Origin of the sequence: Streptomyces sp. NPDC002181 (assembly GCF_042890485.1) — a bacterium.
Taxonomy (GTDB): domain Bacteria; phylum Actinomycetota; class Actinomycetes; order Streptomycetales; family Streptomycetaceae; genus Streptomyces.
The window spans coordinates 12,822-39,798 of the sequence record NZ_JBIASC010000023.1; the positions used below are offsets into that span (position 1 = coordinate 12,822).

Below are 26,977 nucleotides of genomic sequence, written 5' to 3' on the forward strand. Positions count from 1 at the left end.
GTCATGAACACCGAGAGCAGTGATAACGGCCGCAGCAGGCAGAGCATCGTGCTGGGCGATGTCGAGATCACCCGGGTCGTCGAATGGCAGGGGCCGCTCGGACCCACGCGCACCCTCGTGCCCGAGGTCGGGGCCGAGGTGTGGAAGGAGAACGAGGACCGGCTGTCACCGGACCACTGGGAGGTCGGAGGCGACCGGGCGGTCCTCGCCCTCCAGACCTGGGTCCTGCGCAGCGCCGGGAAGGTGATCCTCGTGGACACGGGCGTGGGCAACGGGCGGGAGCGGCCCGGCTCTCCGCTCTTCCACCACCGGGAGGGCAATTTCCTCGGGGAGCTGGAGCGGGCGGCCGGAGTCAGGCCGCAGGACGTGGACATCGTCGTCAACACCCATGTCCACGGTGACCACGTCGGCTGGAACACCGTGGCGGTGGAGGGGGGTTGGGCGCCCGCCTTCCCGAACGCCCAGTACCTCGTCCCGGCCGCCGACGACCACCACTTCGGGCCGGACAACGCGTACGGCGGCGGCGTACGGGAGGACGACCGGCTGATCTACGAGGACAGCATCGCGCCCGTCCACCGCGCCGGGCAGGTGGTGCTCTGGGAGGGCACCCACCGCATCGACGAGCACCTCACCCTGGAGTCGGCGCCGGGGCACACCCCCGGATCCTCCGTGGTGCGGCTCTCCTCCGGCGCCGACCGGGCCGTCTTCGTCGGCGACCTGCTGCACAGCCCCGTGCAGATCCTGCACCCCGCCTGCAACAGCTGTTTCTGCATGGACCCGGCGCAGGCCGCCGCCAGCCGCCACCGCGTCCTCGAACGTGCCGCCGACCGGAACGAGTTGCTCGTACCCGCCCACTTCGGCGGGACGGGAGCGGTCGAAGTACGCCGCCAGGGGCAGGGCTTCAGCCTCGGGGCGTGGGCCACTCACCGCGAAGTCGGATAGCGGGGCGCGGGCGAGGGCGGCACGCAGGCGCCCTGTGGCCCGGCCGCCGCCACCCGCAGGATCCGCAGGGCGAGTTGGATCTCCAGCGCCCCGCCCGGGGTGTTCCAGTCCTCGCCCAGGATCTGCCGGACCCGGTCGAGGCGCTGCACCACCGTGTTGACGTGCACGTGGAGGGCGTCCTTGGTGCGGGCCAGGCTGGATCCGTGCGCGAAGTACGCCTCCAGGGTGCGGACCAGTTCCGTCCCGCGCTGCGCGTCGTAGGCGACGACCGGCCCCAGCACCCGGTCCACGTACGCGCCCACGTCCGCCCCGTCACCGAGGAGCACCCCGAGGAACCCGAGGTCGGGCAGACCGGCCCCGCCTCCGGTGTGGCCGAGGGCGTGCAGGGCCTCCAGGCAGCGCAGCGCCTCGGCGTACACGCCCGGCAGGCCCTCCGGACCGGCGGCCGGCCCGGCGGAGCCCGCGGTCACCGGGGCGCCCAGGGCCTGGCCGAGCTCGGCCGCGAGCGAGCGGGCGAGCGGGCCCGGGTCGCCCGTGGGGGCGAGGAGTACGACGCGGCCCTCGTGCACCCCGGCCAGCCCGTCGCGGGCGCGCGCGTGGCGGGCCGCCTCCGCCGCCAGCCGGGAGCGCAGCGCGGGGTCGCAGTCCAGCACCACCAGGGAGTGCGGGCGGGCCAGGTCGACCCCGAGCTTGCGGGCCCGGATCGCCCGGCTTCCGGTGTCGCGGACGCGTCCGGGGGCCGCGGGAGCCAGCAGGTCGCCGAGCAGTTCGCCGCGGACCCGGTCCTCGGCATGGGCGATGGACCGCCGCAGCAGGAGCAGCAGCGCCGTGACCAGGCCGGCCCGCTCGAACAGCCGCCGCTCCGTGTCGGGAAGGTCCTCGCCGCGCCCGCCGAGGGTGATGCTGCCCAGGAGCTCCGGCCCGGCGAGGACCGCGCAGACCCATGCGCCGTCCACGGCGACGGCCCGGCCGCCGGAGCGCGAGGCCGCGAGGGCGTGGGCCGGCGGACCCGCCGAAGGGCCGGCCGGATCCGCACCGACCCGCGCGAGCTCGGCGCCGTCCGCGTCGTGCACGGCCAGGCTGCCGCCCAGCAGGGCGGCGACCTCACGGGCGACGTCGGCCACGTCACCGCCGCGCAGGACGAGGCGGGTGAGCCGGTCGTGGGTCTCGGCGGCGAGCCGTGTCGCCTCGCTCCGGGCGCGGGCGGTCTCGGTGGCGACCTCCAGTTCCATGAGGGCGGTACGGGTCTCTTCGAGCAGCCGCGCGCTGTCGATGGCGACGGCGGCGTGGTCGGCGAGGGAGGACAGCAGCGCGACCGCGTCGGGCGCGAAGGCGCGCACCGCCCGGTCGGCGGCGTACAGCACCCCGATCACGCGGGTCCCGACGCGCATCGGGACGCCGAGGATGCCGCGCAGGCCCTCCTCGCGCACCCCGTTGTCGATGGTGTCCGTATGCCGGAAGCGGTCGTCGGCGCGGTAGTCGGCGCTGGCGTACGGGCGGGCGGTCTGGGCGACCAGCCCGCCGAGCCCTTCGCCCATGCCGAGCCGCAGCTGCTGGAAGGCGGCCGACACCGAGCCGTCGGTGACGCGCATGAACGTGTCGCCGGCGGCGGGGTCGTTGAGGGTCAGGTAGGCGACGTCGGTGCCGAGCAGCATGCGGGCCCGGTGGACGATGGCCCGCAGCACCGCGTCGAGTTCGCGCAGGGCGGCGAGGTCGCCGGCCGTGTCGAAGAGGGCGGTGAGCTCGGCCTCGCGCCGCCGGTGCTGGTCGAGCGTACGGCGGATGTCCAGCGCGACTCGCGTGGCCTCCTCCACGAGGGCCTGCTCGGCGGGGCGCGCCCCGGCGGAGCGGGCGTCGGCGGCGGGCCGGCCGAACTGCTCGACCGGAGCGCCGCGGCGCAGCAGTTCGAGCAGTTCGAGCAGGGGGGCTTCCCGCGGGGAGGTCATGGCGGCATTCTCCCGTGGCCGCAGGGCCGGGATCAGGCGGGGTGGTCGACGGCCGGAAGCGGAGCCGCCCGCCGGCCGGAGGGCGGCTCGGCTCCGGCCCGGGTGAGGTCCCTGCCGCGGGTCTCCCGGGCGAACGCGACGGTGAGGGTGGTCACCACGGCGGCCGCACAGAGGTAGAGGGAGACGGGGACGGAGGAGCCGTAGTCCTTGAGGAGCTCGACGGCGATGAGCGGAGCGAGCGCTCCGGCGACGATGGAGGCCAGCTGCGAGCCCATCGAGGCGCCGGAGTAGCGGACGTCGGTGTCGAACATCTCGGAGATGAAGGCGGCTTGGGGCCCGTACATGGCGCCGTGCAGGAGCAGTCCGGTGGTGACGGCGACGGTGATGACGGTGAAGGACTTCGAGTCGACCAGGGCGAAGAACGCGAACGCCCACAGGGCCATGCCGGCCGCCCCGATCAGCGTCACCGGCCGCCGCCCCAGCCGGTCCGAGAGCGCGCCCCAGGCCGGGATGGTGACGAAGTGGACGGCCGAGCCGATGAGGACGGCGTTCAGCGCCGTGCTCTTGGCCAGCCCCAGGTGCACGGTGACGTACACGAGGAGGAAGGAGGTCAGCACGTAGTAGGAGATGTTCTCGCCGAAGCGGGTGCCGATCGCGGTGAGCACCTGACGCCAGCTGCGGCGGAACACCCGGACGACGGGCGCGTCCTCCTCGCGCCCCTGTCGGGCGGCCTGCGCGGCGAGGAACACGGGGGACTCGGACACGGACAGCCGGATCCACAGTCCGACGATCACCAGGACACCGGAGAGGAGGAAGGGCACGCGCCAGCCCCAGGCCAGGAAGGTCGCGTCGGACTGCACCCCGGCGAGCAGGGCGAGTACCCCGGTGGCCAGCAGGTTGCCGCCCGGAGCACCGGACTGCGGCCAGGACGCCCAGAACCCCCGGTGCTCGGCCCCGCCGTGCTCGGAGACGATCAGCACGGCCCCGCCCCACTCCCCGCCGAGCGCGAAGCCCTGCACCAGCCGCAGGACGGTGAGCAGGACGGGAGCCCCGACGCCGATGCTCGCGTACGTGGGCAGCAGCCCCATGGCGAAGGTGGCCCCGCCCATCATGAGCAGGCTGAGCACCAGGAGCTTCTTGCGCCCGACCTTGTCCCCGAAGTGCCCGAACACCACCCCGCCGAGCGGCCGCGCAAGGAACCCGATGGCGTAGGTGATGAACGCGATCAGCGTCCCGGTGAGCGGGTCACCGGTCGGGAAGAACAGCTTGTTGAACACCAGTGCGGCGGCGGTGCCGTAGAGGAAGAAGTCGTACCACTCGATGGTGGTCCCGATCAGACTCGCGGCGACGATCCGTCTGATGCCGGACGGAGTCGGGGCAGTCGTTGCGGTGGAGACCATGTGAACCACTTCCAGAAGGTCCGAGGGGACGTCGGGTGTGGCCACAACGTAGAAGTCCGCAGGTCAGCGGTATATGTGGCTGGTCATCACAATCAACGCCACGTGAGTGTGCCGCACCACCACATGGCCCGGACCGGTCCCTTGTGAGTGCCCGGCCGGGTGATCTTTCGGCGGTGTGGGTATCAAGCCAAGGGTGATCGGCGAGCGAGGGGGGCTGACTTCGCATGGGGGCGGCGGACGAGCAGGACCATCAGGACGGGGAAGGCTGGCTGACGAACGCCGAAGTCCGGGAGATCTGGCCGCAGATCAGGCCGATCAGCATCACGGCCGTGGCGCGGGCCAACGGCGTGCGCACCTCGGCCGCGCCCTCCGGGGACCTGACCCGCGAGCCGACCTACCACGCGGCCGACGTACGCCACGTGGCCGCGCGGATCGCCCGGGGCGAGGCCGATGTCGCTCCCTGGCAGCGCGCCGACTCCGACGCGGCACGCGACGACGCCACGCCGGCCCCACCGGTTCGCCGGCCCGTCGGTTGGGGGCCCGAGAACGTGCCGGGGCTGATCCTGCTGGCAATCGTCGTGGGACTGATCCTCTGGGGCCTGACCTCTCCCGACAACCACGGCACGGTGACGGACTTCGTGCGCTGAGTGCGCTGAGCGTGCTGCGCGTGCTGAGCGGCAACCGCCGAGTTCCACGACCGCCGCACTGACGGCAGGCGTGCGGGCACGGCGACGCCACGCTCAGCCGGGCAGCGGCACGACCAGCGTCGAACGCCGCACCACCAGCTCCGGCTCGAACACGACGTGTCGGTGCCGGTGGGCCGCGCCGCCCTGGCCGGTCTCCTCGGCGAGCATCTCGGCCGCCGTCCGCCCCATCGCCTCCGCGGGCCGGCGCACCGAGGTCAGCGGGACCGCGGCCGCCGCGGCGAACTCGATGTCGTCGTAGCCGACGATCGCGAGGTCCTCGGGCACCCGCAGGCCCGCGGCGAACGCGGCCTGCAGCATCCCGAGGGCCAGCAGATCGTTCGCGCAGAACACCGCGGTCGGTCTCGGCAGCATCCCCAGCAGGCGGGCGCCGGCGTCGCGGCCCGCCGCCACGTCCAGCCCGTCCACCTCCAGGTCCAGCAGGACGGCGTCGCGGCCGGCCAGCGCCTGCAGCGCGCCGCTGCGACGGTCGGCGACCTGCTGCAGCCGGTGGCGGCCGCCCGCGAACGCGATCCGCCGGTGGCCGCTCGCCAGCAGGTGCCCCGCCGCCAGGGCGCCGCCCCCGACGTCGTCCACCGACACCGAGCAGGCCTCCAGCCCCGGGGCGAGCCGGTCCACCAGCACGAAGGGCACGCCGCCGCGACGGAGCGTCGCCGCTCCCGACCCCTGCGCGTCGGCCGGGGTCAGCAGCACCCCGCGCACCCGCTGCTCCGCGAACAGGGCGAGGTAGTCCGCCTCGTCGGCGAGCCGCTGAGCGCTGTTGCAGACCATGACGCCCAGGCCCGCCGCGCGCGCCGCCTGTTCGGCCCCGCGCGCCACGGAGACGAAGAACGGGTTGCCCAGGTCGAGGACCAGCAGACCGATGATCCGGCTGCTGCCGGAGCGCAGCTGGCGCGCCGACTCGCTGCGGACGTAGCCGAGCCGGTCGATCGCGGCCCGGACCCTGGCCCTGGTCTCCCCGCCGACCGTCTCCGGCCGGTTGATCACGTTGGAGACCGTGCCGACCGACACACCGGCCGCCCGTGCCACGTCCTTGATGCTCGCCGCGCCGCCCATGTCCCACCATTGAAATGTTTCACCGGCTCCGACGGCCGGCCCGGAGGTCAGGTTACGACATCACACCAAAGGCCCCCCGCCGGTGCCTTGACGCTTCCCGCGGTCCTGCCTACCGTCGGGATGAAACGATTCAGATCGTGGGAGGTGCTCCGGTGGCCGACCGATCCGCAGTGAAGGACGCCCTTCGGGCCCAGCGCATCGAGACGCCCTCGTGGGGCTACGGAAACTCGGGAACCCGCTTCAAGGTCTTCGCCCAACCCGGAGTGCCGCGCGACCCGTTCGAGAAGCTCGCCGACGCGGCCCAGGTGCACGCCGCCACCGGCGTCGCCCCGAAGGTCTCGCTGCACATTCCCTGGGACCGGGTCGAGGACTACGGCGCGCTGTCCGCCCACGCCCGCGAGCTCGGGCTGGAGATCGGCGCGATCAACGCGAACGTCTTCCAGGACGAGGACTACAAGCTCGGCTCCGTCACCCATCCGGACCCGCGGGTGCGCCGCAAGGCTCTCGACCACCTGCTGGAATGCGTCGACATCATGGACGCCACCGGCTCGCGCGACCTCAAGCTGTGGTTCTCCGACGGCACCAACTACCCCGGCCAGGACGATATTTCGGCCCGCCAGCAACGCCTCTGCGACGCCCTGTCAGAGGTGTACGGGAGGCTCGGCGACAACCAGCGGATCCTGCTGGAGTACAAGCTGTTCGAGCCCGCGTTCTACACCACGGACGTCCCGGACTGGGGCACCGCGTACGCGCACTGCCTGCGGCTCGGGCCCAGAGCCGCGGTCGTCGTCGACACCGGCCACCACGCCCCCGGCACCAACATCGAGTTCATCGTCGCGTTCCTGCTGCGCGAGGGGAAGCTCGGCGGCTTCGATTTCAACTCCCGTTTCTACGCGGACGACGACCTGATGGTCGGCGCCGCCGATCCGTTCCAGCTGTTCCGGATCCTGCACGAGGTCACCGGGAACGGCGGCTTCGCCCCCGAGGCCGGCGTCGCGTTCATGCTCGACCAGTGTCACAACATCGAGGCGAAGATCCCTGCGATCATCCGCTCGGTCATGAACGTCCAGGAGGCCACGGCCAAGGCCCTCTTGGTCGACCGACCGGCCCTGACGGCCGCTCAGAACGCGGGCGACGTACTCGGCGCGAACGAGGTGCTGATGGACGCCTACGCCACTGATGTCCGTCCGCTGCTGGCCGAGGTCCGCGCCGAGGACGGGCGGGACCCGAACCCGGTCGCGGCCTACCGGGCCGGCGGCTGGGCCGAGAAGATCGTCGCCGAGCGGGTCGGCGGCGCCCAGGCCGGATGGGGGGCTTGACTCGTGGCCCAGCACCCCGTCGTCGCCGCCCTCCTCGCCCGCTCCCACCGGCTCGGATCGGATCCGCGCAACACCAACTACGCCGGCGGCAACACCTCTGCCAAGGGCGCGGCCACGGACCCCGTCACCGGGCGGCCCGTCGACCTGATGTGGGTGAAGGGCTCCGGCGGCGACCTCGGCACCCTCGCCGAGGCGGGCCTGGCCGTGCTGCGACTGGACCGCCTGCGCGCCCTCGCCGACACCTACCCGGGCGTGGAACGGGAGGACGAGATGGTCGCCGCGTTCGAGTACTGCCTGCACGGCAAGGGCGGCGCGGCTCCGTCCATCGACACCGCCATGCACGCTCTGGTCGACGCCGCGCACGTCGACCACCTGCACCCCGACTCCGGTATCGCGCTCGCCACCGCCGCCGACGGCGAAAAACTCACCGCGGCCTGCTTCGGCGACGCCGTCCCGTGGCTGCCCTGGCGCCGCCCGGGGTTCCAACTCGGCCTGGACATCGCTGAGATCAAGCGCAACCACCCGCAGGCCGTCGGCTGCGTCCTGGGCGGTCACGGCATCACCGCCTGGGGCGCCACCAGCGAGGAGTGCGAGGCCAACGCCCTGCACATCATCCGCACCGCCGAGGCCTTCCTGGCCCGCCACGGCAAGGCCGAGCCGTTCGGCCCGCAGCTCGACGGCCACCAAGCCCTGCCAGAGGCCGAACGCCGGCGGCGGGCCGCCTCGCTCGCCCCCTTCATCCGCGGTCTGGCCTCCACCGATCTCCCGCAGGTCGGCCATTTCACCGACGCCGCGCCCATACTGGACTTCCTCGCCCGTGCCGAGCATCCCCGCCTGGCCGCCCTCGGCACCTCCTGCCCCGACCACTTCCTGCGCACCAAGGTCGCCCCGCTCCTCCTCGACCTGCCCCCCACCGCGCCCCTGGACGAGACGATCGCCCGCCTGCGGGAGCTGCACACCGGCTATCGGGCCGGCTACCGGGCCTACTACGAGCGGTACGCCACCGCGGAGTCGCCCCCCATGCGAGGCGCCGACCCGGCGATCGTCCTGGTGCCGGGCGTCGGCATGTTCTCCTTCGGCAGGGACAAGCAGACCGCCCGCGTGGCCGGCGAGTTCTACCTCAATGCGATCAACGTGATGCGCGGCGCCGAGGCGGTCTCCCGCTACGCGCCGATCGAGGAGCGCGAGAAGTTCGCCATCGAGTACTGGGCACTGGAAGAGGCGAAGCTGCGGCGGATGCCCGCGCCCAAACCGCTGGGCACCCGCGTCGCCCTGGTCACCGGCGCCGGCTCGGGCATCGGCAAGGCCATCGCGCACCGCCTGGCCGCCGAGGGCGCCTGCGTCGTCGTAGCCGACGTCAACACCGCCACCGCCCGGGCCGTCGCCGATGAACTCGGCGGCCCGGACCGGGCCGTGGCCGTCACCGTCGACGTCACCTCCGAGGAGCAGATCGCCGAGGCGTTCCGCACCGCGGTCCTCGCCTTCGGCGGTGTCGACCTGGTGGTCAACAACGCGGGCATCTCCATCTCCAAGCCGCTGCTGGAGACCACCGCCGACGACTGGGACCGGCAGCACGCCATCATGGCCCGCGGCTCCTTCCTCGTCTCCCGGGAGGCCGCCCGCACCATGATCCGGCAGGGAATGGGCGGCGACCTCGTCTACATCGCCTCGAAGAACGCGGTCTTCGCCGGTCCCGCCAACATCGCGTACTCCGCCGCCAAGGCCGACCAGGCCCACCAAGTCCGACTGCTCGCCGCCGAGTTGGGCGAACACGGAATCCGCGTCAACGGAGTCAACCCGGACGGCGTGGTCCGCGGCTCGGGCATCTTCGCCGGCGGCTGGGGCGCCCAGCGCGCCGCCACCTACGGCATCGCGGAGGAGCAGCTCGGCGCGTTCTACGCCCAGCGCACCCTCCTCAAGCGCGAGGTGCTGCCCGAGCACGTCGCCGCCGCCGTCTTCGCCCTCACCGGCGGCGACCTCACCCACACCACCGGCCTCCACATCCCCGTCGACGCCGGCGTCGCCGCGGCCTTCCTGCGCTGAGGCGGCCGTGACGCCCCGCACCGCACACACCCCGGCCGCCTTCGCCGCGGCGGACCTCGGCGCCACCAGCGGACGGGTGCTCGTCGGCCAGGTAGACCATGACCGCCTCGACCTCACCGAGACCCACCGCTTCGACAACACTCCCGTCCAACTCCCGGACGGGCTGCACTGGAACGCCCTCGGCCTGTACCAAGGCGTCCTGGACGGCTTCCGCGAGGCCGCAGCGCGCTGGGACCTCGCCTCCGTCGGCATCGACAGCTGGGCCGTCGACTACGGGCTCCTCGACGCCGACGGTGCGCTCCTCGGCAACCCCTTCCACTACCGCGACCCGCGCGGCGCCGCCGCCGTCCAGGCCGTCCGGTGCCGCCTCCCGGCCCGTGAGCTGTACCGGATCACCGGCCTTCAGCACCTGCCGTTCAACACGATCTTCCAGCTCGCCGCCGAGAAGCACCTCGACCGCGCCCGCACCCTGCTCCTGCTGCCCGACCTGATCACCCACTGGCTCACCGGCACCGTCGGCGCAGAGGTCACCAACGCCTCCACCACGGGCCTGTACGACGCCCGCACCGGCGCCTGGTCCGCCCCGGTCCTCGCCGCGCTCGACCTGGACCCGGCCCTCCTGCCCGCACTGCGCCGCCCCGGCGACCACGCCGGCACCGTCCTTTCGCACGTCGCCGCCGCCTCCGGCCTGCGCCCCGACACCCCCGTCGTCGCGGTCGCCTCCCACGACACCGCCTCCGCGGTCGCCGCCGTCCCCGCCGGCACCGAGGACTTCGCCTACATCTCCTGCGGCACCTGGTCGCTCGTCGGCCTCGAACTCGACGCGCCCGTCCTCACCGAGGCCTCCCGCGCCGCCAACTTCACCAACGAACTCGGTATCGACGGCACCGTCCGCTACCTGCGCAACATCATGGGCCTGTGGCTGCTCAGCGAGAGCCGGCGCACCTGGCGCGCCCGGGGCGAGGACCGCCACCTGCCCGAACTGCTCGAACGCGCCGCCGCCGCGCGCCCGTTCGCGGCGCTCGTCGACACCGGCGCCCCCGAGTTCCTCGCCCCCGGCGACCTGCCGGCCCGCCTCGCCGAGCACTGCGCCCGTACCGGCCAGCACCTGCCCGAGGATCAGGGCGCCGTCGTCCGCTGCATCCTGGAGAGCCTGGCCCTGGCGTACCGTCACACCCTGTCCCAGGCGGCCCATCTGACCGGTCGCGCGATCAGCGCCGTGCACCTCGTCGGCGGCGGCAGCCGCAACGCCCTGCTGTGCCGGCTCACCGCCGACGCCACCGGCCTGCCGGTCATCGCCGGGCCCGCCGAGGCCACCGCCATCGGCAACATCCTCGTCCAGGCCCGCACCCACGGCCTGGTCGAGGACCGCGGCGCCATGCGTCGCCTGGTCGCCCGCACCCAGCGACTGCGGCGCTACGAGCCCGCGGGGGACATCCGTGCGTGGGACGCCGCCGCCGCCCGGGTGGGACTCGCCTGACCTGAGCCGCACGGCATGGACGCGGTGTCACCTCCCGTCGTCCGGAGTGTGACGATCGGTCAAATATTGCTCAAGCCCGCATGGTTGTGGATCGCAATTCTGGAAATACTCCATTTACCGAAGGGCAACGTGCTGGCCGTCAGGTGGCCGGGTGCGCATATCCCCGATGCGATCGCGCGACCAGCGGCCGCCCTTCGTGTCATCCCCGATCCGGCTGTCATCGCTGTCACCGCTGTGAGCTGCCCGCACGCCGTCACCAGGACTCCGAACAGCGAGGCCCCGCGTCGACCGAAAGTCGCGCCGCAAAACAATTGCGGGCGGCCCGAACCGGTACGGAGAAAAAGCCTGTTCGGCTTTCGGAGTCATTTCTCAGAGTTCGGAGGGTTTCCATGCGCACGCGTCGCCGCAGATCCCTGCGTCTCCTGGTGTGCCTGGCACTGTCACTGTATGCAGTGCCGCTGTCCGTCCTCGCCGCGCCTCGGGCCGGCGCGGCCGGCGGGCCGACCGTGTGGATCCTGGACGCCACCGACCGGCCCTTCACCTCGACCACCCCGCCGGGCTCGGCGCCGACCGGGATCGAGCTGTACGCGGCCCGCAACGCCTACGAGGCGGCGCAGATCCTGGTGCGGTCCGGTACGGCGCAAACCGGGGTGTCCGTCACCCCCGGGGCACTGACCGGCCCCGGCGGCGCGGTCATTCCCGCCGCGAACATCACCACGCGCTACGAGTACAACCACCCGAACATCCAGAAGGTCGGCAACGTCCAGAACCCGCCCGACGGCGGGAGCGCCTACTACGACGCGCTGATGAACAACAGTCCCCGGTCGGTGGCGGCGGACACCACGTACGCCGCCTACTACCAGGTCTACGTGCCGGCCGGTCAGGCGCCGGGCGCCTACATCGGCAGCGCCACGGTGAACAGCAGCCTGGGCGCCGTCACGGTTCCGGTGTCGGTGACCGTGTACGGCGCCACGATCCCGCCGACCTCGCAGTCCACGTTCAAGATGAACAACTGGTTCTCCTCGGCGGGCTGGGACTACGCGGGCACCGAGGCGTCGATCCCGAACGAGTACGGCGTGCGGATGTACGACGCCAACTGGTGGACCGTCGAGGCCAACATCGCGGCGAACATGGCGCGGCACCGGAACAACGTGGTCTACGCCGACGCGGTGGCCCTGCTGATCCCGGACACCACCGTCGACGCCGCGGGCCAGTTCACCTTCGGCTGGTCCACCTTCGACCGGTTCGTCAACCTCTTCGTCAGCGCCGGGGCCATGCAGTACCTCTACACCCCGACCCTGCTGGAGCCGCCCGCCTCCGGTCCCCACCTCGACACCCTGGTGCCGGCCAACGGCGTCAGCGGCGCGGTCAAGCACGCGCTCTGCCGGCCCGACTCCGCTCCGGCCAACGGCTGCCCGGACACCAACAACTGGTTGAAGCAGCTCTTCCCGGCGCTGAAGGCGCACCTGGATGCCAAGGGCTGGACGGACAACTTCTACATGAGCGCCCTGGACGAGCCCACCAGCACGCAACAGGCCACGGCTGCCAACTGGCTCTACACCCTCTACGAGCGGTACTTCCCGAACCCGCGCACCAACGAGGCGCAGCTGACCACCTTCACCGGGGACGCGGCCCACCTGTCGACGCAAACCCCGCTCTCCTCGAACTACGACGCGAACGTCGCGCTCTATCAGAGCTACCGGATCAGCGGGAAGGACCTGTGGCTGTACAGCTGCATCGTCCCGCAGGGCCCGTACATGAACCGCTTCACCAGCAACCACCTCAGCGGGACCAGGCTCCTCCCCTGGCTGACCTGGAAGATCGGCGGCGACGGCTACCTGCACTGGGGCTGGAACTACTGGCACGACGGCTTCGGCGAGCCGTATCCGGCCGCCGACACCTTCAACACCGCGCAGACCGGCGACCACTGGCTGGTCTATCCGAACAAGGCCGCCTACGGCATCTACGACAGCCTCCGCAGCGAAGCTCAGACCGCGGGTCTGCAGGACTTCGAGCTGCTGCAGCAGCTGGCCGCGGTCAAGCCGCAGGCGGCACGCACCCTGGCCGAGACGCTGATCACCAACCCGACGGCGTACGACCTCTCCGGGTGGAACGTCGAGGGCCGGCACAAGCAGCTCCTCGACGAACTGGCAGCGGCCTCCGGTGACCTGGCGCTGCCGTTCACCGACGACTTCAGCGGCGGCGACCACTTCTGGACCCACACCCGGGGGACCTGGTCGGCCGGCGGCGCCCGGTACACGCAGTCCGACGCGTCGGCGAACTGGGGGTACGTCTCCTACCTGCGCGGGCGGGGCTACACCGACGTCTCGGTGGGCGTGGACCTGCAGATAACCGGAGTGAACTCGTTCGGTGGAGACACCAACTGGGCCGGTCTGATGGTGCGTTCGGCCAACGGCACGGACCTGGACTCCGGCTACCTGATCGCCCAGCGGGACAACGGCCAGGTGTTCGTCTACCGCAGTGGCACAACGATCGGCTCCGCGTCCGTGCCCGGCTACGTGTCGGGGCAGCGCACCCGCCTGCGCGTGGTCGCGCGCGGGAACACCCTGAAGGTGTACTCCGGGACCGGGCAGGCGCCGGTGCTGACCGTCACCGACGCGGCGTTCACCGCCGGCGACGCGGGTCTGGTCACCGGCGGCGCCAGCGCGAACTTCTGGAACGCCCGGATCATGCCGAGCTCTCTCGCCCCCGCCGAGAGCGCCGCCGTCACCGCCTCCAGCTCGTACGAGGCCGACGGCTGGGGTATCCGCTCGGCGGTCGACGGGCAGCGGACGTCGGCGCCGAACGCTGCGGGGTGGAGCAGTTCCGGCAGTACCGCCACCAACCACACCGAGTGGGTGCGGCTGGACCTGGGCTCGACCCGGCCGGTGAGCCGGGTGGACCTCCACCCGCGCAGCGACGGGGCCAACGCCGCTCAGGGCTTCCCGGTCGACTTCACCATCCAGACCTCCACCGACGGCACGAACTGGACCACGGTCAGTGCCCAAGCCGGGTACGCCAGGCCCGGCGCCACGGCGCAGACCTTCCCGTTCGAGACGGTCGACGCGCGCTGGGTGAAGGTGACGGGGACCAGCCTGAGCACAGATCAGTTCGGCGCCTTCCGCATGCAGTTCGCGGAGATCGAGGCCGTCGGCGGAGATCTGGCACCGGGCCGCACGGCGACCACCTCCAGCTCGGTCGAGTACCCCGCGGAGGGCTGGCTGACCGCCAACCTCACCAACGGGACCCATCACAGCGACCTGTGGAACTCCTCGGGCTGGAGCAGCGCCGGGGCCGGCTCCCCGAACACCACGCAGTGGGCGCGGGTGGACCTCGGCGGCCCGTCGCGGATCAGCCAGGTCACGTTGTACCCCCGCGACGACATCCCGAACACCGGGCGCGGCTTCCCGTCCGCCTTCACCGTCCAGCTCTCGGCCGACGGAACGAACTGGACCACCGTGGTGTCGAGGAGCTCGTACCCGCGCCCCGGAGCCGGCGGCCTTTCCTTCGGCTTCGCCGCCACCACCGCCCGGTACGTGAAGGTCACCGGCACCACGCTCACCGCCGACCAGTTCGGCGTGTACTACATGCAGCTGGCGGGGATCGGTGCCTCATGACGAAGCACCGGATCTGCTTCCTGCTCCAGGTGAGGGCCGAACTCGCCGACGAGTACCGCGAGCGCCACGCCCAGGTGTGGCCGGAGATGCTCGATGCCCTCCGGGCCACCGGCTGGACCAACTACTCGCTGTTCCTGCGCCCGGACGGCCTGCTCGTCGGCTACCTGGAGACCGAGGACTTCGATCGCGCCCGCGAGGCGATGTCCGCCACCGAGGTCAACGCCCGCTGGCAGGCCGAGATGTCCAGGTACTTCCAGTACCTGGACGGCACGCCGGCCGACCGGGCGATGGCACCGCTGACGGAGGTGTTCCACCTGGACTGAGCGCCCTGGGAGGGTCACCGTGCCGACAGCCGCGGCGTGCGCGGCGGCACCGTGCGCCGGCTGCCGGTCTTCTCGAAGGCCGCGGCGAGGGTCAGCAGGGCGTTGTCGTCGTAGGCGCGGCCGGCGAAGGTGAGCCCGACCGGCATGCCGGTGTCCGTCATGGTGCCCATGGGTACGGTCACGGTCGGGATGCCGAGGTGGCGGGGGACGAGGTTGCCGTTGGCGACCCAGACGCCGTTGCGCCAGCCGAGGTCGGCGGAGGCCTCGGAGACGTCCATGTCCGCGGGGGCGACGTCGGCGACCGCGGGGAAGACCACCGCGTCCAGACCCAGTCCGTCCATCCACAGTTCCAGGTCGACGCGGCGCGTCTCCTCCAGCCCGCGCAGCCCCCGTTCGAGGTGCGGCATGTCGGTGAGGGAGGCGTACGGGCGCTCGCGCACGAAGCGCGGGTAGTCGCCGATCGTGTCGTCGAAGCCGGCGTAGCGGTCGGGCAGTTCGCCTTCCCGCTTGGGCCAGATGCGGTCGCCGTCGACCTCGGCCAGGGTGGAGAGCGCCGGGTCGCCGTTGGCGCGCAGGAAGTCGTCCCAGGCCCAGGCGGACAGGTCTTCGATCTCGAAGGTGAGGTAGTCGCGGCTGACGATTCCGCGGGTGAGCAGCGAGGGAGCTCCGGGGCGGTCGGACTCGTAGTGGGAGACCACGGGGAAGTCGACCTCGACGACCTCGGCGCCGGCGGCCTCCAGGTCGTGGCGTGCGGCTTCCCACAGGGCGATGACCGAGGGGCGCGTGTCGATGCGCTGACCGGTCTGGCCGCCGATGCCTCCGTCGGGGTTGGTTCCGGCGTCGGGGTCGGCGTTGATGTACATCCGGGGTACGCCGACGCGCTTGCCGGCGAGCGCGCCGGATGCGGCCGTGGCGTCGGCGGGTGCGAGTGCCGGGTAGGAGGCGGGCCGTACCTGCGACGCCGAGGGCAGGACCACCCACGGCTGTGCGCGCCACAGGTCCCCGCGGGTGTGCGGGTCGTCGGCCACGATGACGTCGAGGAGTTCGAGCAGGTCGGCCATGGTGCGGGTGTGCGGGACGACCACGTCCATGGTCGGCACCAGCGGCCAGTTGCCTCGTACCGAGATCACGCCGCGGCTGGGGGTGTAGGCGCACAGCGCGTTGTTCGACGCGGGGGCGCGGCCCGAGGACCAGGTCTCCTCGCCGAGACCGAACGCGCCGAAGGAGGCCGCCGTGGCCGTGCCGGAGCCGTTGGAGGAGCCGGAGCCGTAGGCGCTGGTGAGCCAGTCGGCGCTGTACGGGCTCTCCGCGCGGCCGTACACGCCGCGCTGCATGCCGCCGTTCGCCATGGGCGGCATGTTGGTCAGGCCGATGAGGACGGCCCCGCCCGCGCGCAGGCGTTCGATGGCGAAGGCGTCGCGCTGGGCGACGAGGTGCTCGAAGGCGGGGGAGCCGGACGCGGCCGTGAGCCCCTCGGCGAGGTAGCTGTCCTTGGCGGTGTAGGGGATGCCGTCCAGCGGGCCGAGGGTCTCGCCGCGGGTGCGGCGGGCGTCGGAGGCCTCCGCTTCCGCGCGGGCGTCCGGGTTCATCACGACCATCGCGTTGAGGGCGGTGGCGGTGCCGGGGCGGTCGTAGGCGTCGATACGGGCGAGGTAGGCGTGGAGCAGGCCGACCGCGGTGGTCTCGCCCCTCTCCAGCGCGGCGCGCAGGTCGGCGATACAGGTCTCCACGACATCGAATCCGCGCGTCATGAGTGTGTCTCCCGGGTGGTGGGTCGTACAGGCTGGCCGCCGGCCGTCGGGGTGGCCGCGCACGCGGCCGTCACACCCCCATCGTCCTGACTTGATTTTCAGTCTAGATTAAAGGTCTAGATTTGCGGAACCTAGACTTGGCACCTGGATTTCCGGAACCGAAAGTGAGCGCATGGCTACGTCAGAGAGCGGGCCCTCGCCGTCCGACCGCCTCCTCCCGCCCGACGGCGTGACCGGGCCGGCGGGCACCGAAGCCGGCGCCGCCTCCCGGGCCGCGGCCGGGGCGCCGGTCGACAGGAAGCGCCAGCCCAGCGGGGACGAGGCACGGGGGCGGGCCATGCGCGCCGCCATCAGCCTCATCGCCGAGAAGGGGACGGCGGCCCTGCGGATGTCGGACATCGCCGAGCGGGCCGGCATGAGCACCGGGCACATCCTCTACCACTTCGGCAAGAAGGACCGGCTCCTGCTCGAAGTCCTCGTATGGAGCCAAGCGGACCTCTGGACCCGGTTCCGGCAGGCCGCCGACCAGGCCGCATCCCCAGCCGAGAAGCTGGACCTGTTCGTCCGCTTCTACCTGCCCCGCCACCAGGGCGACGAACGCTACGCACTGTGGACGCAGGTACTGGCCCAGCGCCACGACGAAGCGGGCCGGCACACCCTGACCGAGCTGCTGGACGGCTGGGACGAGCGTCTGGAAGCCATCCTGCGCGAGGGCCGGGACCTGGGACACTTCGCCGATGTGGACATCCCCGAATTCACCATCCGGGCCGTGGCCATGCTGAGCGGGATCTCCGAAGACGTCATGCTGGGGCGGTCCCGCTGGCAGCGCACCTCGGCGCACGCATTCGCCCTATCCGCCCTCGAACGCGAACTGCGTCCCACCGGGCAGGCGTGACGACGCCGTCGCGCTGGGGGCCCGAACGAACCGGCCGTCCGAGCGCTGCCCCGAACCCGGGACGTGTGGTGCGGGCCACAGAAGGGCGGTGGAACCGGCCGGAGCGCACATCCGACTGACTTCGCACCAGGCAGTCGCGATGGACCCCGGGAGGAGACGGTTGTGCCAGCGGAGGAAGCAGCGACCGGTGCACCGGAAGGGACGAAGTTCCGCGCAGGCCGGCAGCTCACCGGGTTCCTGACCGCCGCCATGGCCTTCTCGATGCTGCAGTTGTTCCTGCTCGGCGCACTCGGACCGCGCCTCGTGGACGAGTTGGACATGTCTCCCGTGTTTTTGGGGCTGACGACCACGATCGGATTCGGTACGGCCGCCCTGCTCTCGCCGGCCGGCGGCCGGATCGTGGACCGGGTGGGGCCACGGCGCTCGCTGGTGGCCCTGCTCCTCGTCTCCGCCGCGGCGCTCGCACTGATCGGTGCGGCGCCCGGCGCCGGGCTGCTGCTGGGCGCGGTCGCACTGGGCGGGGTGCCGCAGGCGCTGGCCAACCCGGCCACCAACAAGGCGATCCTCGCCGCGGTACCGCCCGCCCGCCGGGGCGCGGTCACGGGCATGAAGCAGTCCGGCGTCCAACTGGGGGCGTTCGCCGCCGGACTGCCGCTCGCGGCCCTCGCCTCGGGGCTGGGCTGGCGAGGCGCCGTCTGGACGGCGGCGGGTGCCGCCCTGCTGACCGGGCTGTGGGCCGTGCGCGCTCTGCCCGCCGATCCGCCGGTCGCCTCGGGCGGCCCGCACACCTCACTCGTGCCCCGCGGGACGGTCGCGTGGCTCGCGGTGTTCTCGCTGTTCCTGGGCTGCGGCATAGCCTCCGTGAACACCTACCTCGCGCTGTTCGGCGTACGGCAACTGGGGCTGGGGCCGACCGCGGCCGCCGGCCTGGTCGCCGTGCTGGGCCTGACGGGCATCGCGGGCCGCGTCGGTTGGTCGAAGGCGGCCCGCCCGGGGCGGGCCGAGTGGCTTCCGGGCTGGCTCGCCTGCGGAGCGCTCGGCGCGGCCGTGCTCCTCGCGGCGGCGGTGGCGGTCGGGCCGCTGGTGTGGCTCGGCGCTGTCGCGGTGGGGGTGTTCGCCGTCTCCGGCAACGCCGTCACCATGGTGCTCGTGATGCAGCGGGCCGCACCGGGGCGGGCGGGCCAGGACTCGGCACTGACCGCGGCGGGCTTCTTCACCGGCTTCGCGGTCGGCCCGCCCCTGTTCGGGCTGCTGGTGGCGGACCACCGGTACGGTACGGGCTGGCTGCTGGTGGCGGTGGAGTTCGCCGTGGCGGGCGCGGTCGCGTTCGTCTGGGCCGTGCGCGACCGCCGCGATCGGACGGTACGGTCCGCACGATCGGCACCGGCCGGGCCGGTCGTGCGTCGGCGGCGCTGACGGAACGCGTCTGGCGATCGATGACGACCGCGCTCGCGCTCGCCGCCCCGGACGGTGTCGTCGGCATCACCCGCGTGCAGCGGGCTGCGCGCCGTGGTCGCGCAGGACACGGCGGGCCACGGACGTGATGTGCAGTTCGTCCGGGCCGTCGAGGATCCTGGCGGCGCGACCGCTGCGGAACAGAGCGGGCAGCGGGGTGTCAGGGCCGAGTCCGGCGGCGCCGTGGACCTGGATCGCCGAGTCGGTGACCTGCTGGAGCATCCGCGCCGCGGCGACCTTGGCCAGCCCGACCTCGACGTGAGCGTCCCGCCCGGCCGCGATCAGGGCGACCGCTTCGTGGACCAGAGGGCGGGTGGTGCGCAGGGCGAGCAGGGCGTCGAAGACGTGCTGCTGGACCAGCTGGTGGTCGGCGAGGGGTCCGCGCGATCCGCTCCGGGTGGCGGCCCGCTCGCACATGAGGTCGAAGGCGCGCCGGGCCTGGCCGAGCCAGCGCAGACAGCGCAACGTCCGCCCCAGCTGCAGGCGTTCCCCGGCGATGGCCAGTGCCCGGCCCGCCTCGCCGACGATGTGGTCGGCCGGCACCGGAACCTGCTCGAGGGCTATCTCGTACTGGCCTGCCGCACCGAACACCGGGAGTTCACGGACGACCCGGAAGCCGGGCGAGCTCGTCGGTACCAGCAGCAGCGACAGCCCCTCGCGCTCCCCGGGGGAGCCGGAGGTGCGGGCCAGCACCGTGACCAGGTCGGCGTTCGCGGCGCCCGAGGTGAACCACTTGCGGCCGGTCACCGACCAGCCGCCGTCCGCCCGGCGTTCGGCCCGCGTGGCGGTCCGGAACGGGTCCGTACCGGGCACGCCGGGCTCGGTCATCGCGTAGCAGGCGCGGATCTCGCCGGCGACCAGACGGGTGAGGTACTCCTCGTGGATCCGGCCCCCGCCGTGGCGCGCGAGCATCGTGACGTCCAGGAGGGGAGCGGAGCCGAGAGCGGCGGGTCCGTGGTCGCTGGCGCCCTCGGCCTCGGCCAGCGCGGCGTATGCCCCGAGGGCCAGGCCCCCACCGCCGAGCTCCTCCGGAAGGGGCAGTGCCCACAGCCCGTCCTTGAGCGCACGGCCGCGCAGCTCGCCCATCGCGTCTCCCGCGGCGGCCCCTCCCGCGTCGAGCACCGGCTCGTACGGGATCACCTCGTCGCGGACGAATCGGGCGACCCGCTCACGCAACGGGTCGGTGTGCGCTGCGTGTTGGGCGTACCCGTCGTCGGCCGCGCCTGGATCTTTCACTGCTTTCCTCCAGATTTCCGGGAACCCGTGGGAACGGCTGTCCGACTGTCTGTCCGTGGAACTGGTCGGGCGCGCACGCTCCCGGGTTCCCGGATTCGAAGAAACGCCCCGGCACGGCCACCGCCGCGCCAGGAGAGGAGAGGCATGGCGTCACCGGCAACCACGCGGACGGTCCGGCCGCTCGACACACTGCGCTTCGACACCTCGGGGCCGCCGCAGATCACGAGCCTCGTGGCGGACCGCCTCCGGCTGCTCGGCGCACAGGGCGAGGCTGCCGGTCAGGACGGCCAGGCCTGCGGGCAGGTCGTGATCACCGGCGCAGGTCCCCAGCCGGTCCGCGCGACCACCGGCTGGGGCGGCCCGGAGTCCGGCCTCGTCGACGAGGCCACCGTGCAGGCCGCCACCGGGGTCATGGCAGTCCACGGCCGACGGGACGGCGGCCCGCGCGGCCTGGCGGTCGACTACACGGCCACCGCCACCGCCGTCCTCACCGTCCAGGGCCTTCTCGCCACCCTGGTCGGGGCGGCCCGGGGCATCCACCCGCGGCAGGTCACCACGAGCGCGGAGCGTGCCGGACTGCTCGCCGTCTCCCAGTACCTGGCCGCCGCCGGAGCCGACGAAGGGGAAGCGGCCGATCTCGCGCCGGGCGGGCCGCCCTTCACCTCCGCCGAGGGCACTCTCTTCGAACTGGAAACCCTCGACCCCGGGGCCTGGGCCGCGTTCTGGAAGGCCCTCGACGCGCCCGCCGACGCGATGCGGGCCGGCTGGCGCCCCTTCCAGTTCCGCTACGCAACCGCCTGCGCGCCCTTCCCCGCCGCCCTGCACACCGTCACCCGGTCCCACTCCACGGCACGGATCCGGCAGGCCGCAGCGCTCTCCGGCGCACAGGTGTGCGTCCTGCGCACACTGGCCGAGCGGGCCGCCGAACACGATGGCGCCGCGCCCTGGTCCCTGCGTCTGATGGAGCCCGGCGCCAGGACCGGCGAAGCGGCTCCGTCCCGTGGCCGCCCGCTGGCCGGAATCACCGTGCTGGAGGCCGGCCGCCGCATCCAGGCCCCTCTCGCAGCCCACCTGCTGGGACTGCTCGGAGCCGAGGTCATACGGATCGAGCCGCCCGGCGGCGACCCCCTGCGCGGCATGCCCCCGGCCTGTTCCGGGATCTCGGCACGCTGGCTCGCCCTCAACCGGGGCAAGAAGGCCGTAGAGATCGACATCAAGAGCGACGCCGACCGGCGCCGCCTGCGGGAGATGGCCGCCGAAGCCGACGTCTTCCTGCACAACTGGGCCCCGGGCAAGGCCGGTGGACTCGGTCTCGACGCCGAGGACCTCGCCACCGTGAACCCGGGCCTCGTCTACGCGTACACCGGCGGCTGGGCCGATCGGCTGCCGGACGCCCCCATGGGCACGGACTTCATGGTCCAGGCCCGTACCGGTGTCGGCGAGGCCGTACGGCCCGAAGGCGAACTGCCCGCCCCCTCCCTGATGACGCTGCTCGACGTCATGGGCGGACTCACAGGAGCCGAGGCCGTGCTGGCCGGACTCCTGCTCCGGGAGCGCACCGGGCACGGCGTGCGCGTCGATTCCTCCCTGCTCGGCGCGGCCGACACCCTGACGGCACCCGCCCTGCGCCGCGCCGCCCGCGGCGCGAACCCGAGACGGCCCGCCGGCTTCCGCCACCCGCTGCCCACGGCCGACGGCTGGATCGCACCCTCAGACGTGTGCGCGGTGGCGGCCGCCGCCCACGACCTGGGCGAACTCGCCACCCCGGACGCCCTGTCCCTGCTGGCCCGCCACGGCCTGACCGCAACCGCCGTCACCACCGACCTGGCCGATCTCCACCACGACGCGCGCTTCGCCGGCTCGATCAGCCGCGACGCGCACGGTGCCCCCGCCGTTCCCGACCCCTGGAGCCTCAGTTGACCGTCGCCCTGCACGACCTGCTGCCCGCTGAGCTCCGCCGCTCCTGGGCGGTCGACGGCACCTGCCCCGACCTCGACCTCTACAGCCTCTTCCGGGCACGACAGATCGCGAACCTGCACGCGACCGCCGTCCTCGACGACAAGGGCAAGCTCTGTTACACCGCCCTGGACCGCAAGGTGCGATGTCTGGCCGTCGGCCTGCGCGACCTGGGCATAGGCCCGGGCGACGTGGTCGGCGTACAGCTCCCCAACAACCGCAACGCCGTCATCGCCGACCTCGCCATCGCGGCCATCGGCGCGATCGCCCTGCCCTTCCCCGTCGGCCGGGGCATCCTGGAGGCCGAGGGCCTGCTGCGCCGGGCCGAAGCCGTCGCCGTCATCGCCGCGACCGAACACCGCGGCTCCCACCACGCCGCCGACCTGCTCACCCCGGCCCCCTCGCAGCCCGCGCTGCGCCACGTGATCGCCGCCGGCCCCGGAACGGCACCCGAAGGGACCGTCGCCTTCTCGCGGCTGCTGCGCTCGGACCCGACGGCGTTCACCCCGGCCCGGCCGGATCCCGACAGCGCGGCGCGCATCCTCGTCTCCTCCGGCTCCGAAGCCGAGCCGAAGATGATCGCCTACTCCCACAACGCCCTTGCCGGCGGACGCGGAAACTTCCTCGCCTCCCTCATGCCGGACGGAACGCCCCCGCGCTGCCTGTTCCTCGTACCGCTCGGCTCCGCCTTCGGATCCAACGGCACCGCGGTGACCCTGGCCCGGCACGGCGGCACCCTGGTCCTGTTCGACCACTTCACCCCCGAGGCCGCCCTGGCGGCCGTACGGGAGCACGAGCCCACCCACGTCCTGGGCGTGCCGACCATGATCCGCATGATGCTCGACCGGCTCGACGCCGACGGCGGCGCCCTGCCCGCCCCCACCGCCCTGGTCCTGGGTGGTGCGCCGCTGGACGAGAGGACCGCCAAGGACGCCGCCCGCGCCTTCGGCTGCCCCGTCGTCAACCTCTACGGCTCCGCCGACGGTGTCAACTGCCACACCGGCCTCGCCCGCCGGGTCCCGCCCGCGGACGGTACCGGCGTGGTCGCGGGCCACCCCGACCCCCGCGTCGCGGAGATCCGCATCGCCGACCCGCACACCCACGCCCCACTGCCCGACGGCACCATCGGGGAGATCATCTCGCGCGGCCCGATGACCCCGCTGTGCTACGTGGCCTCCCCGCAGCTCGACGCCCGCTACCGCACCCCCGACGGCTGGGTCCGCACCGGAGACCTCGGCCTCCTCGACGCGGAAGGCACCCTGCACGTCGTCGGACGGCTCAAGGACATCGTGATCCGCGGCGGCGCCAACATCAGCCCCGCCGAAGTGGAGCGCGAGCTGGCCGCGCACCCTCTGGTCCGCGACGTGGTGTGCGTGGGCGTACCCGACCCGGTCATGGGGGAGCGGCTGGCCGCCTGCATCGTGCCCCGCACGGCCAGGGTTCCCGTACTCGGCGAACTCGGCGCCCACCTGACCTCGCGCGGCCTGGAGCGGCGCAAGCATCCCGAGCACCTGCTGGTGGTGGCGGAGCTCCCGCTGACCCCCGCGGGCAAGCCCGACCGGGCCGCCCTGCGCGAGCGCCTCTCGGACCCGGACGCGCTCGACCCCGTACGCCCGGCTCCGCTCGCGCAGGCCGGATGACACGCGGGCCCCGGCAGCTCGCCTGCTGCCCGGGCACACACGGCGGGCGGTGCACGCACGCTGCGCCGCGGAGAACCCTAAATGCGTCGACAGGCTTCCCGGCACCCGGCAGAGTGGCCACCCGTGACGAGCAGTGAACTGTGGACCCGCGCGACCGCCGACCGCTACGACGCCGAGGAGGCCGAAGCCTCCTCGGCTGCCGTTCTCGGGCCGACCCTCGCCTTTCTCGCGGAGCTCGCCGGAGACGGCCGGGCACTGGAGTTCGCCATCGGAACGGGACGCGTGGGCGTCCCGCTCCGGGAACGCGGCGTGCCGGTCGTCGGCATCGAACTGTCCGAGCCCATGGCGGCGGTGCTGCGGCGCAAGGTCGACGAGGACACCCTTCCGGTGGTCATCGGGGACATGGCCACCGCTGCCGTTCCGGGCGGCTTCACCCTGGTCTATCTCGTCTACAACACCATTTCGAACCTGCTGACGCAGGACGAGCAGGTCGAGTGCTTCCGCAACGCCGCACGGCATCTGGAGCCCGGCGGCCGATTCGTCATCGAGCTGGGTGTGCCGCCGCTGCGGCTCCTGCCGCCCGGCCAGGTCGCGGTGCCGTTCGACGTCTCCCGGCAGCACGTCGGCTTCGACACCTTCGATCCGGCCGAGCAGATCCTCGTCTCGCACCACTTCACCCGCGACGGAGACGACGGCCACTACCGGCGCGAAAACTCCCGGCACCGGTACGCCTGGCCGGCGGAGCTCGACCTGATGGCACGGATCGCCGGACTCAAGCTGGAACGCCGCGTCGCGGACTGGGACGGGTCTGCGTTCACCCAGGACTCCGCGAAACACGTCTCCGTCTGGCGCAAGCCGGCCTGAGGTCGGGGACGGGGCCGGGGCCGGGGTCGGCCACCGTGCCGGGTCTACGGTCCCACGGCCTGCTCCGTGCCGCCCGGATCACGAGGCCATGGCCTTCTTCAGCCCGGCCGCCGCGTTGCGGTAGACCGGCAGGAGGTCGAGGTCCTCGCCCGGATAGTTGACGATCTCGACCTGCTTGGCGCCGGAGTCGGGCAGGACCGCACCGGTGGACATGTGGGCGTTGTCCAGGACCAGCGCCGGCTTCTTCGCGGCCAGCTCGGCGAGCTGCGCCGGGGTGACGGCCTCGGGCCCGTACGCCCCCACGGAGGTGGCACCGGCGAGCTTCGCGGCCCAGGCGGTGAAGACCTGGGTGACGACGGAGGGGCTCTTGCCGCCCGGCCAGGCCGCCCGGACGTCCTGGTTCAGCTTCGCGTACTCGGCGTCGAAGCCGGTCTTCCACTGCGCGGCGGCGTTCGCCGTGCCGAAGAGGGCACCCAGCTTGTCGACCTCGGCCTTGACCTTGTCGGGGTCGTTGTCGAGGTTGACCTCCACCAGCTTCGCCGTGGAGCCGGCGGCCTCCTTGATCTTCGCCGCGTACGGCTCGAACGGTGCGTAGAGCACGAAGTCGGCCTTGGCGACGGCCGCGAGGTCCGAGGGCTTCGGGTCGTAGTCGGGGGCGTGGTGTACGGACTGCGGGACGATGACCTTGACGTCCTCGGCGCCGGCGGCCTTGGCGAAAGCACCCTCCCAGGTGGTGGTCACGACCACCACGGGCCTGTCCTTCTTCACCTCGCTGCCGCCCTTGGCCGGCGCGTCGTCGGACGCCTTGCCGCTGCCGCTGCCGCACGCCGCGGTCAGGAGGAGTGCCGCGCTCAGTGCGACGAGGGAAGGGATACGGACGCGGGTGAGCGCCATGAGCTGATTCTCCGTTCGGGTATGAAATGCACGGCGAGGACGAGCGCCCCCGCCGTGAGGACGAGGACGGGCCCGGGTGGCCAGTCCAGCCACAGGGCCAGAAGGAACCCCGTCAGGTTGACGAAGACACCGATTCCGATGGCCCACAGCGTGATCGACTTCAAGGAGCTGCCCAGGCGGCGGGCCGCGAGTGCCGGCAGCAGGGTCAGGGCGTCGACCAGGAGCGCACCGGTCAGCTTGATCGCGCCGGCCACGGCGATCGCGACCAGGACGAGGAGGGCCGCGGTCAGGGCCCGCACCGGTACGCCGGAGCATTGGGCGAGCTCGCGGTCGTAGAGCAGGAGGCCGATCTCGCGCCGTCGCCACCAGAACAGGCCCGGCACGGCGACGGCCAACAGGCCGAGGACGATCAGATCCGGCGTTCCGACCGACAGGATCGACCCCCACAGCAGGGCGAACGCGCCGGACGCGTTGACGCCCGTCACCGCCAGGAGGAGCAGCGCGGCAGCGATCGCCAGGCTCATCAGCAGCCCCATCGCCCCGGACAGCCCGTCCGGAGTACGGGCCAGCGGCGCGACGCCCGCACCGGCGAGAGCGCAGGCGACGAGCGCGCACAGCATGGGGTCGAGGCCGGTCAGCAGGCCGATCGCGATACCGAGCAGCGCGACGTGCATCATTGCGAACCGCACCGGCATGATGTCGAGCCCGACGATGACCACCCCGATGACGGGCAGCCCGACCGCCGCCAGCAGCAGGGCGACCCCGGCCCGCTGGACGGGGACGAGCTGGAGCAGCGCGCCGAGGTCGGCGGCGGCCAGGGTCACCGGAGCTCCCGCAGCCGGCCCGCTGCCATCTCCAGCACGCGGTCGCAGCGCTCCGCCAGCGTCCGGTCGTGCGTCACCACGACCAGCGTCACCGGCAGCGACGTCAGCACGTCCGCGGCCTCCTCCTGCCCGTCGAAATCGAGGGCGGCGGTCGGCTCGTCCGCCAACAGCACCTGCGCACCGGCGGCGACACAGCCGATCGCGCGGGCCAGGTACATGCGCTGCAACTGGCCCCCCGAGAGGGTGTGCAGGGGCCGCCCGGTCAGCTCCGCGACACCGAGCCGGTCCGCTGCCTCTCCGGCGTCCGCGGGAGCGGTACTGCTGGCCAGCAACTCGGAGCCCAGCAGCGGGAATCGGCCGGCCGCGGGCTTCTGCGGGATCCAGGCACAGGCCCTGCGCCGCCACGCCCACTCCGCCGGGGACCCGGTACCCCGTCCGCCGACCGTGATCGACCCCGACACCTGCCGGTGGAGCCCGAGTACGGCACGCAGGAGCGTGGTCTTGCCCGAACCGTTGGTCCCGGTCAGCGCCACGCGCTCGCCGGCCGCGATCTCCAGATCCAAATCGGCGACCGCCTCGACACGGCCGTGCCGGCAGGCCACCCGGCGCATGTGAACTTCCAGCCCGCCCAT

At 72.8% G+C, this 26,977-nt stretch carries 20 protein-coding genes; 12 read left to right on the forward strand and 8 right to left on the reverse strand.

Annotated elements, in window-relative coordinates:
- Nucleotides 1-3 precede the first annotated feature (3 nt).
- Complete coding sequence (locus ACFYXV_RS33565) at nt 4-942, forward strand: MBL fold metallo-hydrolase (RefSeq protein ID WP_389384982.1); 939 nt, start codon at nt 4-6, stop codon at nt 940-942.
- On the opposite strand, the gene ACFYXV_RS33570 is transcribed toward ACFYXV_RS33565, so the two are convergent.
- Together ACFYXV_RS33570 and ACFYXV_RS33575 are read right to left on the reverse strand one after the other, a co-directional pair.
- A complete protein-coding gene (locus ACFYXV_RS33570; RefSeq protein ID WP_389384983.1) occupies nt 924-2,888 on the reverse strand; it encodes a helix-turn-helix domain-containing protein in 1,965 nt (654 codons plus the stop codon). The genes ACFYXV_RS33565 and ACFYXV_RS33570 overlap by 19 nt on opposite strands.
- A 32-nt stretch (nt 2,889-2,920) precedes the next feature.
- Nucleotides 2,921-4,288, reverse strand: a complete 1,368-nt coding sequence (locus ACFYXV_RS33575; protein WP_389384984.1) for an MFS transporter — start codon at nt 4,286-4,288, stop codon at nt 2,921-2,923.
- A 224-nt stretch (nt 4,289-4,512) separates the two neighbouring features.
- On the opposite strand from ACFYXV_RS33575, the gene ACFYXV_RS33580 reads away from it, so the two are divergent.
- Nucleotides 4,513-4,935 (forward strand): hypothetical protein, encoded by a 423-nt coding sequence (locus tag ACFYXV_RS33580; RefSeq protein ID WP_389384985.1) that lies wholly within the window; start codon nt 4,513-4,515, stop codon nt 4,933-4,935.
- 93 nt (nt 4,936-5,028) lie between these two features.
- Here the strand turns inward: ACFYXV_RS33580 and ACFYXV_RS33585 are convergent, their stop codons facing one another.
- Nucleotides 5,029-6,048, reverse strand: coding sequence for a LacI family DNA-binding transcriptional regulator (locus tag ACFYXV_RS33585; protein WP_389384986.1), 1,020 nt, complete (start codon nt 6,046-6,048; stop codon nt 5,029-5,031).
- A gap of 152 nt (nt 6,049-6,200) precedes the next feature.
- Here ACFYXV_RS33585 and rhaI point away from each other — a divergent pair, with 152 nt between their 5' ends.
- From rhaI to ACFYXV_RS33610, 5 genes are all read left to right on the forward strand, one after another.
- A complete protein-coding gene (gene rhaI / locus ACFYXV_RS33590; RefSeq protein ID WP_389384987.1) occupies nt 6,201-7,367 on the forward strand; it encodes an L-rhamnose isomerase in 1,167 nt (388 codons plus the stop codon).
- A gap of 3 nt (nt 7,368-7,370) precedes the next feature.
- Nucleotides 7,371-9,410 (forward strand): bifunctional aldolase/short-chain dehydrogenase, encoded by a 2,040-nt coding sequence (locus ACFYXV_RS33595; RefSeq protein ID WP_389384988.1) that lies wholly within the window; start codon nt 7,371-7,373, stop codon nt 9,408-9,410.
- Between the two features lie 7 nt (nt 9,411-9,417).
- Entirely contained in the window at nt 9,418-10,890 is a 1,473-nt protein-coding gene (locus tag ACFYXV_RS33600; protein ID WP_389384989.1) for a rhamnulokinase family protein, read from the forward strand.
- Between the two features lie 452 nt (nt 10,891-11,342).
- Nucleotides 11,343-14,507 carry a discoidin domain-containing protein gene (locus tag ACFYXV_RS33605; protein ID WP_389384990.1) on the forward strand — a complete coding sequence of 1,055 codons (3,165 nt, stop codon included), beginning with the start codon at nt 11,343-11,345 and terminating at the stop codon, nt 14,505-14,507.
- Entirely contained in the window at nt 14,504-14,830 is a 327-nt protein-coding gene (locus tag ACFYXV_RS33610; protein ID WP_389384991.1) for an L-rhamnose mutarotase, read from the forward strand. The genes ACFYXV_RS33605 and ACFYXV_RS33610 overlap by 4 nt, the downstream gene beginning before the upstream one ends.
- Nucleotides 14,831-14,844: 14 nt before the next feature.
- Here the strand turns inward: ACFYXV_RS33610 and ACFYXV_RS33615 are convergent, their stop codons facing one another.
- Nucleotides 14,845-16,581 carry an amidase gene (locus ACFYXV_RS33615; protein WP_389384992.1) on the reverse strand — a complete coding sequence of 579 codons (1,737 nt, stop codon included), beginning with the start codon at nt 16,579-16,581 and terminating at the stop codon, nt 14,845-14,847.
- A gap of 172 nt (nt 16,582-16,753) precedes the next feature.
- Here ACFYXV_RS33615 and ACFYXV_RS33620 point away from each other — a divergent pair, with 172 nt between their 5' ends.
- Both ACFYXV_RS33620 and ACFYXV_RS33625 read left to right on the forward strand, forming a co-directional pair.
- Nucleotides 16,754-17,476 (forward strand): TetR/AcrR family transcriptional regulator, encoded by a 723-nt coding sequence (locus ACFYXV_RS33620; protein WP_385473822.1) that lies wholly within the window; start codon nt 16,754-16,756, stop codon nt 17,474-17,476.
- 162 nt (nt 17,477-17,638) lie between these two features.
- Nucleotides 17,639-18,892: an MFS transporter gene (locus ACFYXV_RS33625; RefSeq protein ID WP_389384993.1), complete on the forward strand. Its 1,254-nt coding sequence runs from the start codon at nt 17,639-17,641 to the stop codon at nt 18,890-18,892.
- Between the two features lie 66 nt (nt 18,893-18,958).
- Here the strand turns inward: ACFYXV_RS33625 and ACFYXV_RS33630 are convergent, their stop codons facing one another.
- A complete protein-coding gene (locus tag ACFYXV_RS33630; protein ID WP_389384994.1) occupies nt 18,959-20,167 on the reverse strand; it encodes an acyl-CoA dehydrogenase family protein in 1,209 nt (402 codons plus the stop codon).
- Between the two features lie 144 nt (nt 20,168-20,311).
- Here ACFYXV_RS33630 and ACFYXV_RS33635 point away from each other — a divergent pair, with 144 nt between their 5' ends.
- From ACFYXV_RS33635 to ACFYXV_RS33645, 3 genes are all read left to right on the forward strand, one after another.
- Nucleotides 20,312-22,087: a CoA transferase gene (locus ACFYXV_RS33635; protein ID WP_389384995.1), complete on the forward strand. Its 1,776-nt coding sequence runs from the start codon at nt 20,312-20,314 to the stop codon at nt 22,085-22,087.
- Nucleotides 22,084-23,763: a class I adenylate-forming enzyme family protein gene (locus ACFYXV_RS33640; RefSeq protein ID WP_389384996.1), complete on the forward strand. Its 1,680-nt coding sequence runs from the start codon at nt 22,084-22,086 to the stop codon at nt 23,761-23,763. Before ACFYXV_RS33635 ends, ACFYXV_RS33640 begins: the two co-directional genes overlap by 4 nt.
- A 123-nt stretch (nt 23,764-23,886) precedes the next feature.
- Nucleotides 23,887-24,627 carry a class I SAM-dependent DNA methyltransferase gene (locus tag ACFYXV_RS33645; protein WP_389384997.1) on the forward strand — a complete coding sequence of 247 codons (741 nt, stop codon included), beginning with the start codon at nt 23,887-23,889 and terminating at the stop codon, nt 24,625-24,627.
- A 78-nt stretch (nt 24,628-24,705) separates the two neighbouring features.
- Here the strand turns inward: ACFYXV_RS33645 and ACFYXV_RS33650 are convergent, their stop codons facing one another.
- From ACFYXV_RS33650 to ACFYXV_RS33660, 3 genes are read right to left on the reverse strand one after another with little or no spacing between them, the layout of a single operon-like run.
- On the reverse strand, nt 24,706-25,521 hold the full coding sequence (locus ACFYXV_RS33650) for a metal ABC transporter solute-binding protein, Zn/Mn family (RefSeq protein ID WP_389384998.1): 816 nt from the start codon (nt 25,519-25,521) through the stop codon (nt 24,706-24,708).
- On the reverse strand, nt 25,479-26,345 hold the full coding sequence (locus ACFYXV_RS33655) for a metal ABC transporter permease (protein WP_389384999.1): 867 nt from the start codon (nt 26,343-26,345) through the stop codon (nt 25,479-25,481). Before ACFYXV_RS33655 ends, ACFYXV_RS33650 begins: the two co-directional genes overlap by 43 nt.
- Nucleotides 26,342-26,977 (reverse strand): metal ABC transporter ATP-binding protein, encoded by a 636-nt coding sequence (locus ACFYXV_RS33660; protein ID WP_389385000.1) that lies wholly within the window; start codon nt 26,975-26,977, stop codon nt 26,342-26,344. Before ACFYXV_RS33660 ends, ACFYXV_RS33655 begins: the two co-directional genes overlap by 4 nt.

Excerpts from the sequence above, each read along its gene's own strand:
- ACFYXV_RS33565 (WP_389384982.1), top strand. The coding sequence starts at position 4 with ATGAACACCGAGAGCAGTGATAACGGCCGCAGCAGGCAGAGCATCGTG.
- ACFYXV_RS33570 (WP_389384983.1), bottom strand. The coding sequence starts at position 2,888 with ATGACCTCCCCGCGGGAAGCCCCCCTGCTCGAACTGCTCGAACTGCTG.
- ACFYXV_RS33575 (WP_389384984.1), bottom strand. The coding sequence starts at position 4,288 with ATGGTCTCCACCGCAACGACTGCCCCGACTCCGTCCGGCATCAGACGG.
- ACFYXV_RS33580 (WP_389384985.1), top strand. The coding sequence starts at position 4,513 with ATGGGGGCGGCGGACGAGCAGGACCATCAGGACGGGGAAGGCTGGCTG.
- ACFYXV_RS33585 (WP_389384986.1), bottom strand. The coding sequence starts at position 6,048 with ATGGGCGGCGCGGCGAGCATCAAGGACGTGGCACGGGCGGCCGGTGTG.
- ACFYXV_RS33610 (WP_389384991.1), top strand. The coding sequence starts at position 14,504 with ATGACGAAGCACCGGATCTGCTTCCTGCTCCAGGTGAGGGCCGAACTC.
- ACFYXV_RS33615 (WP_389384992.1), bottom strand. The coding sequence starts at position 16,581 with ATGACGCGCGGATTCGATGTCGTGGAGACCTGTATCGCCGACCTGCGC.
- ACFYXV_RS33620 (WP_385473822.1), top strand. The coding sequence starts at position 16,754 with ATGGCTACGTCAGAGAGCGGGCCCTCGCCGTCCGACCGCCTCCTCCCG.
- ACFYXV_RS33635 (WP_389384995.1), top strand. The coding sequence starts at position 20,312 with ATGGCGTCACCGGCAACCACGCGGACGGTCCGGCCGCTCGACACACTG.
- ACFYXV_RS33650 (WP_389384998.1), bottom strand. The coding sequence starts at position 25,521 with ATGGCGCTCACCCGCGTCCGTATCCCTTCCCTCGTCGCACTGAGCGCG.
- ACFYXV_RS33660 (WP_389385000.1), bottom strand. The coding sequence starts at position 26,977 with ATGGGCGGGCTGGAAGTTCACATGCGCCGGGTGGCCTGCCGGCACGGC.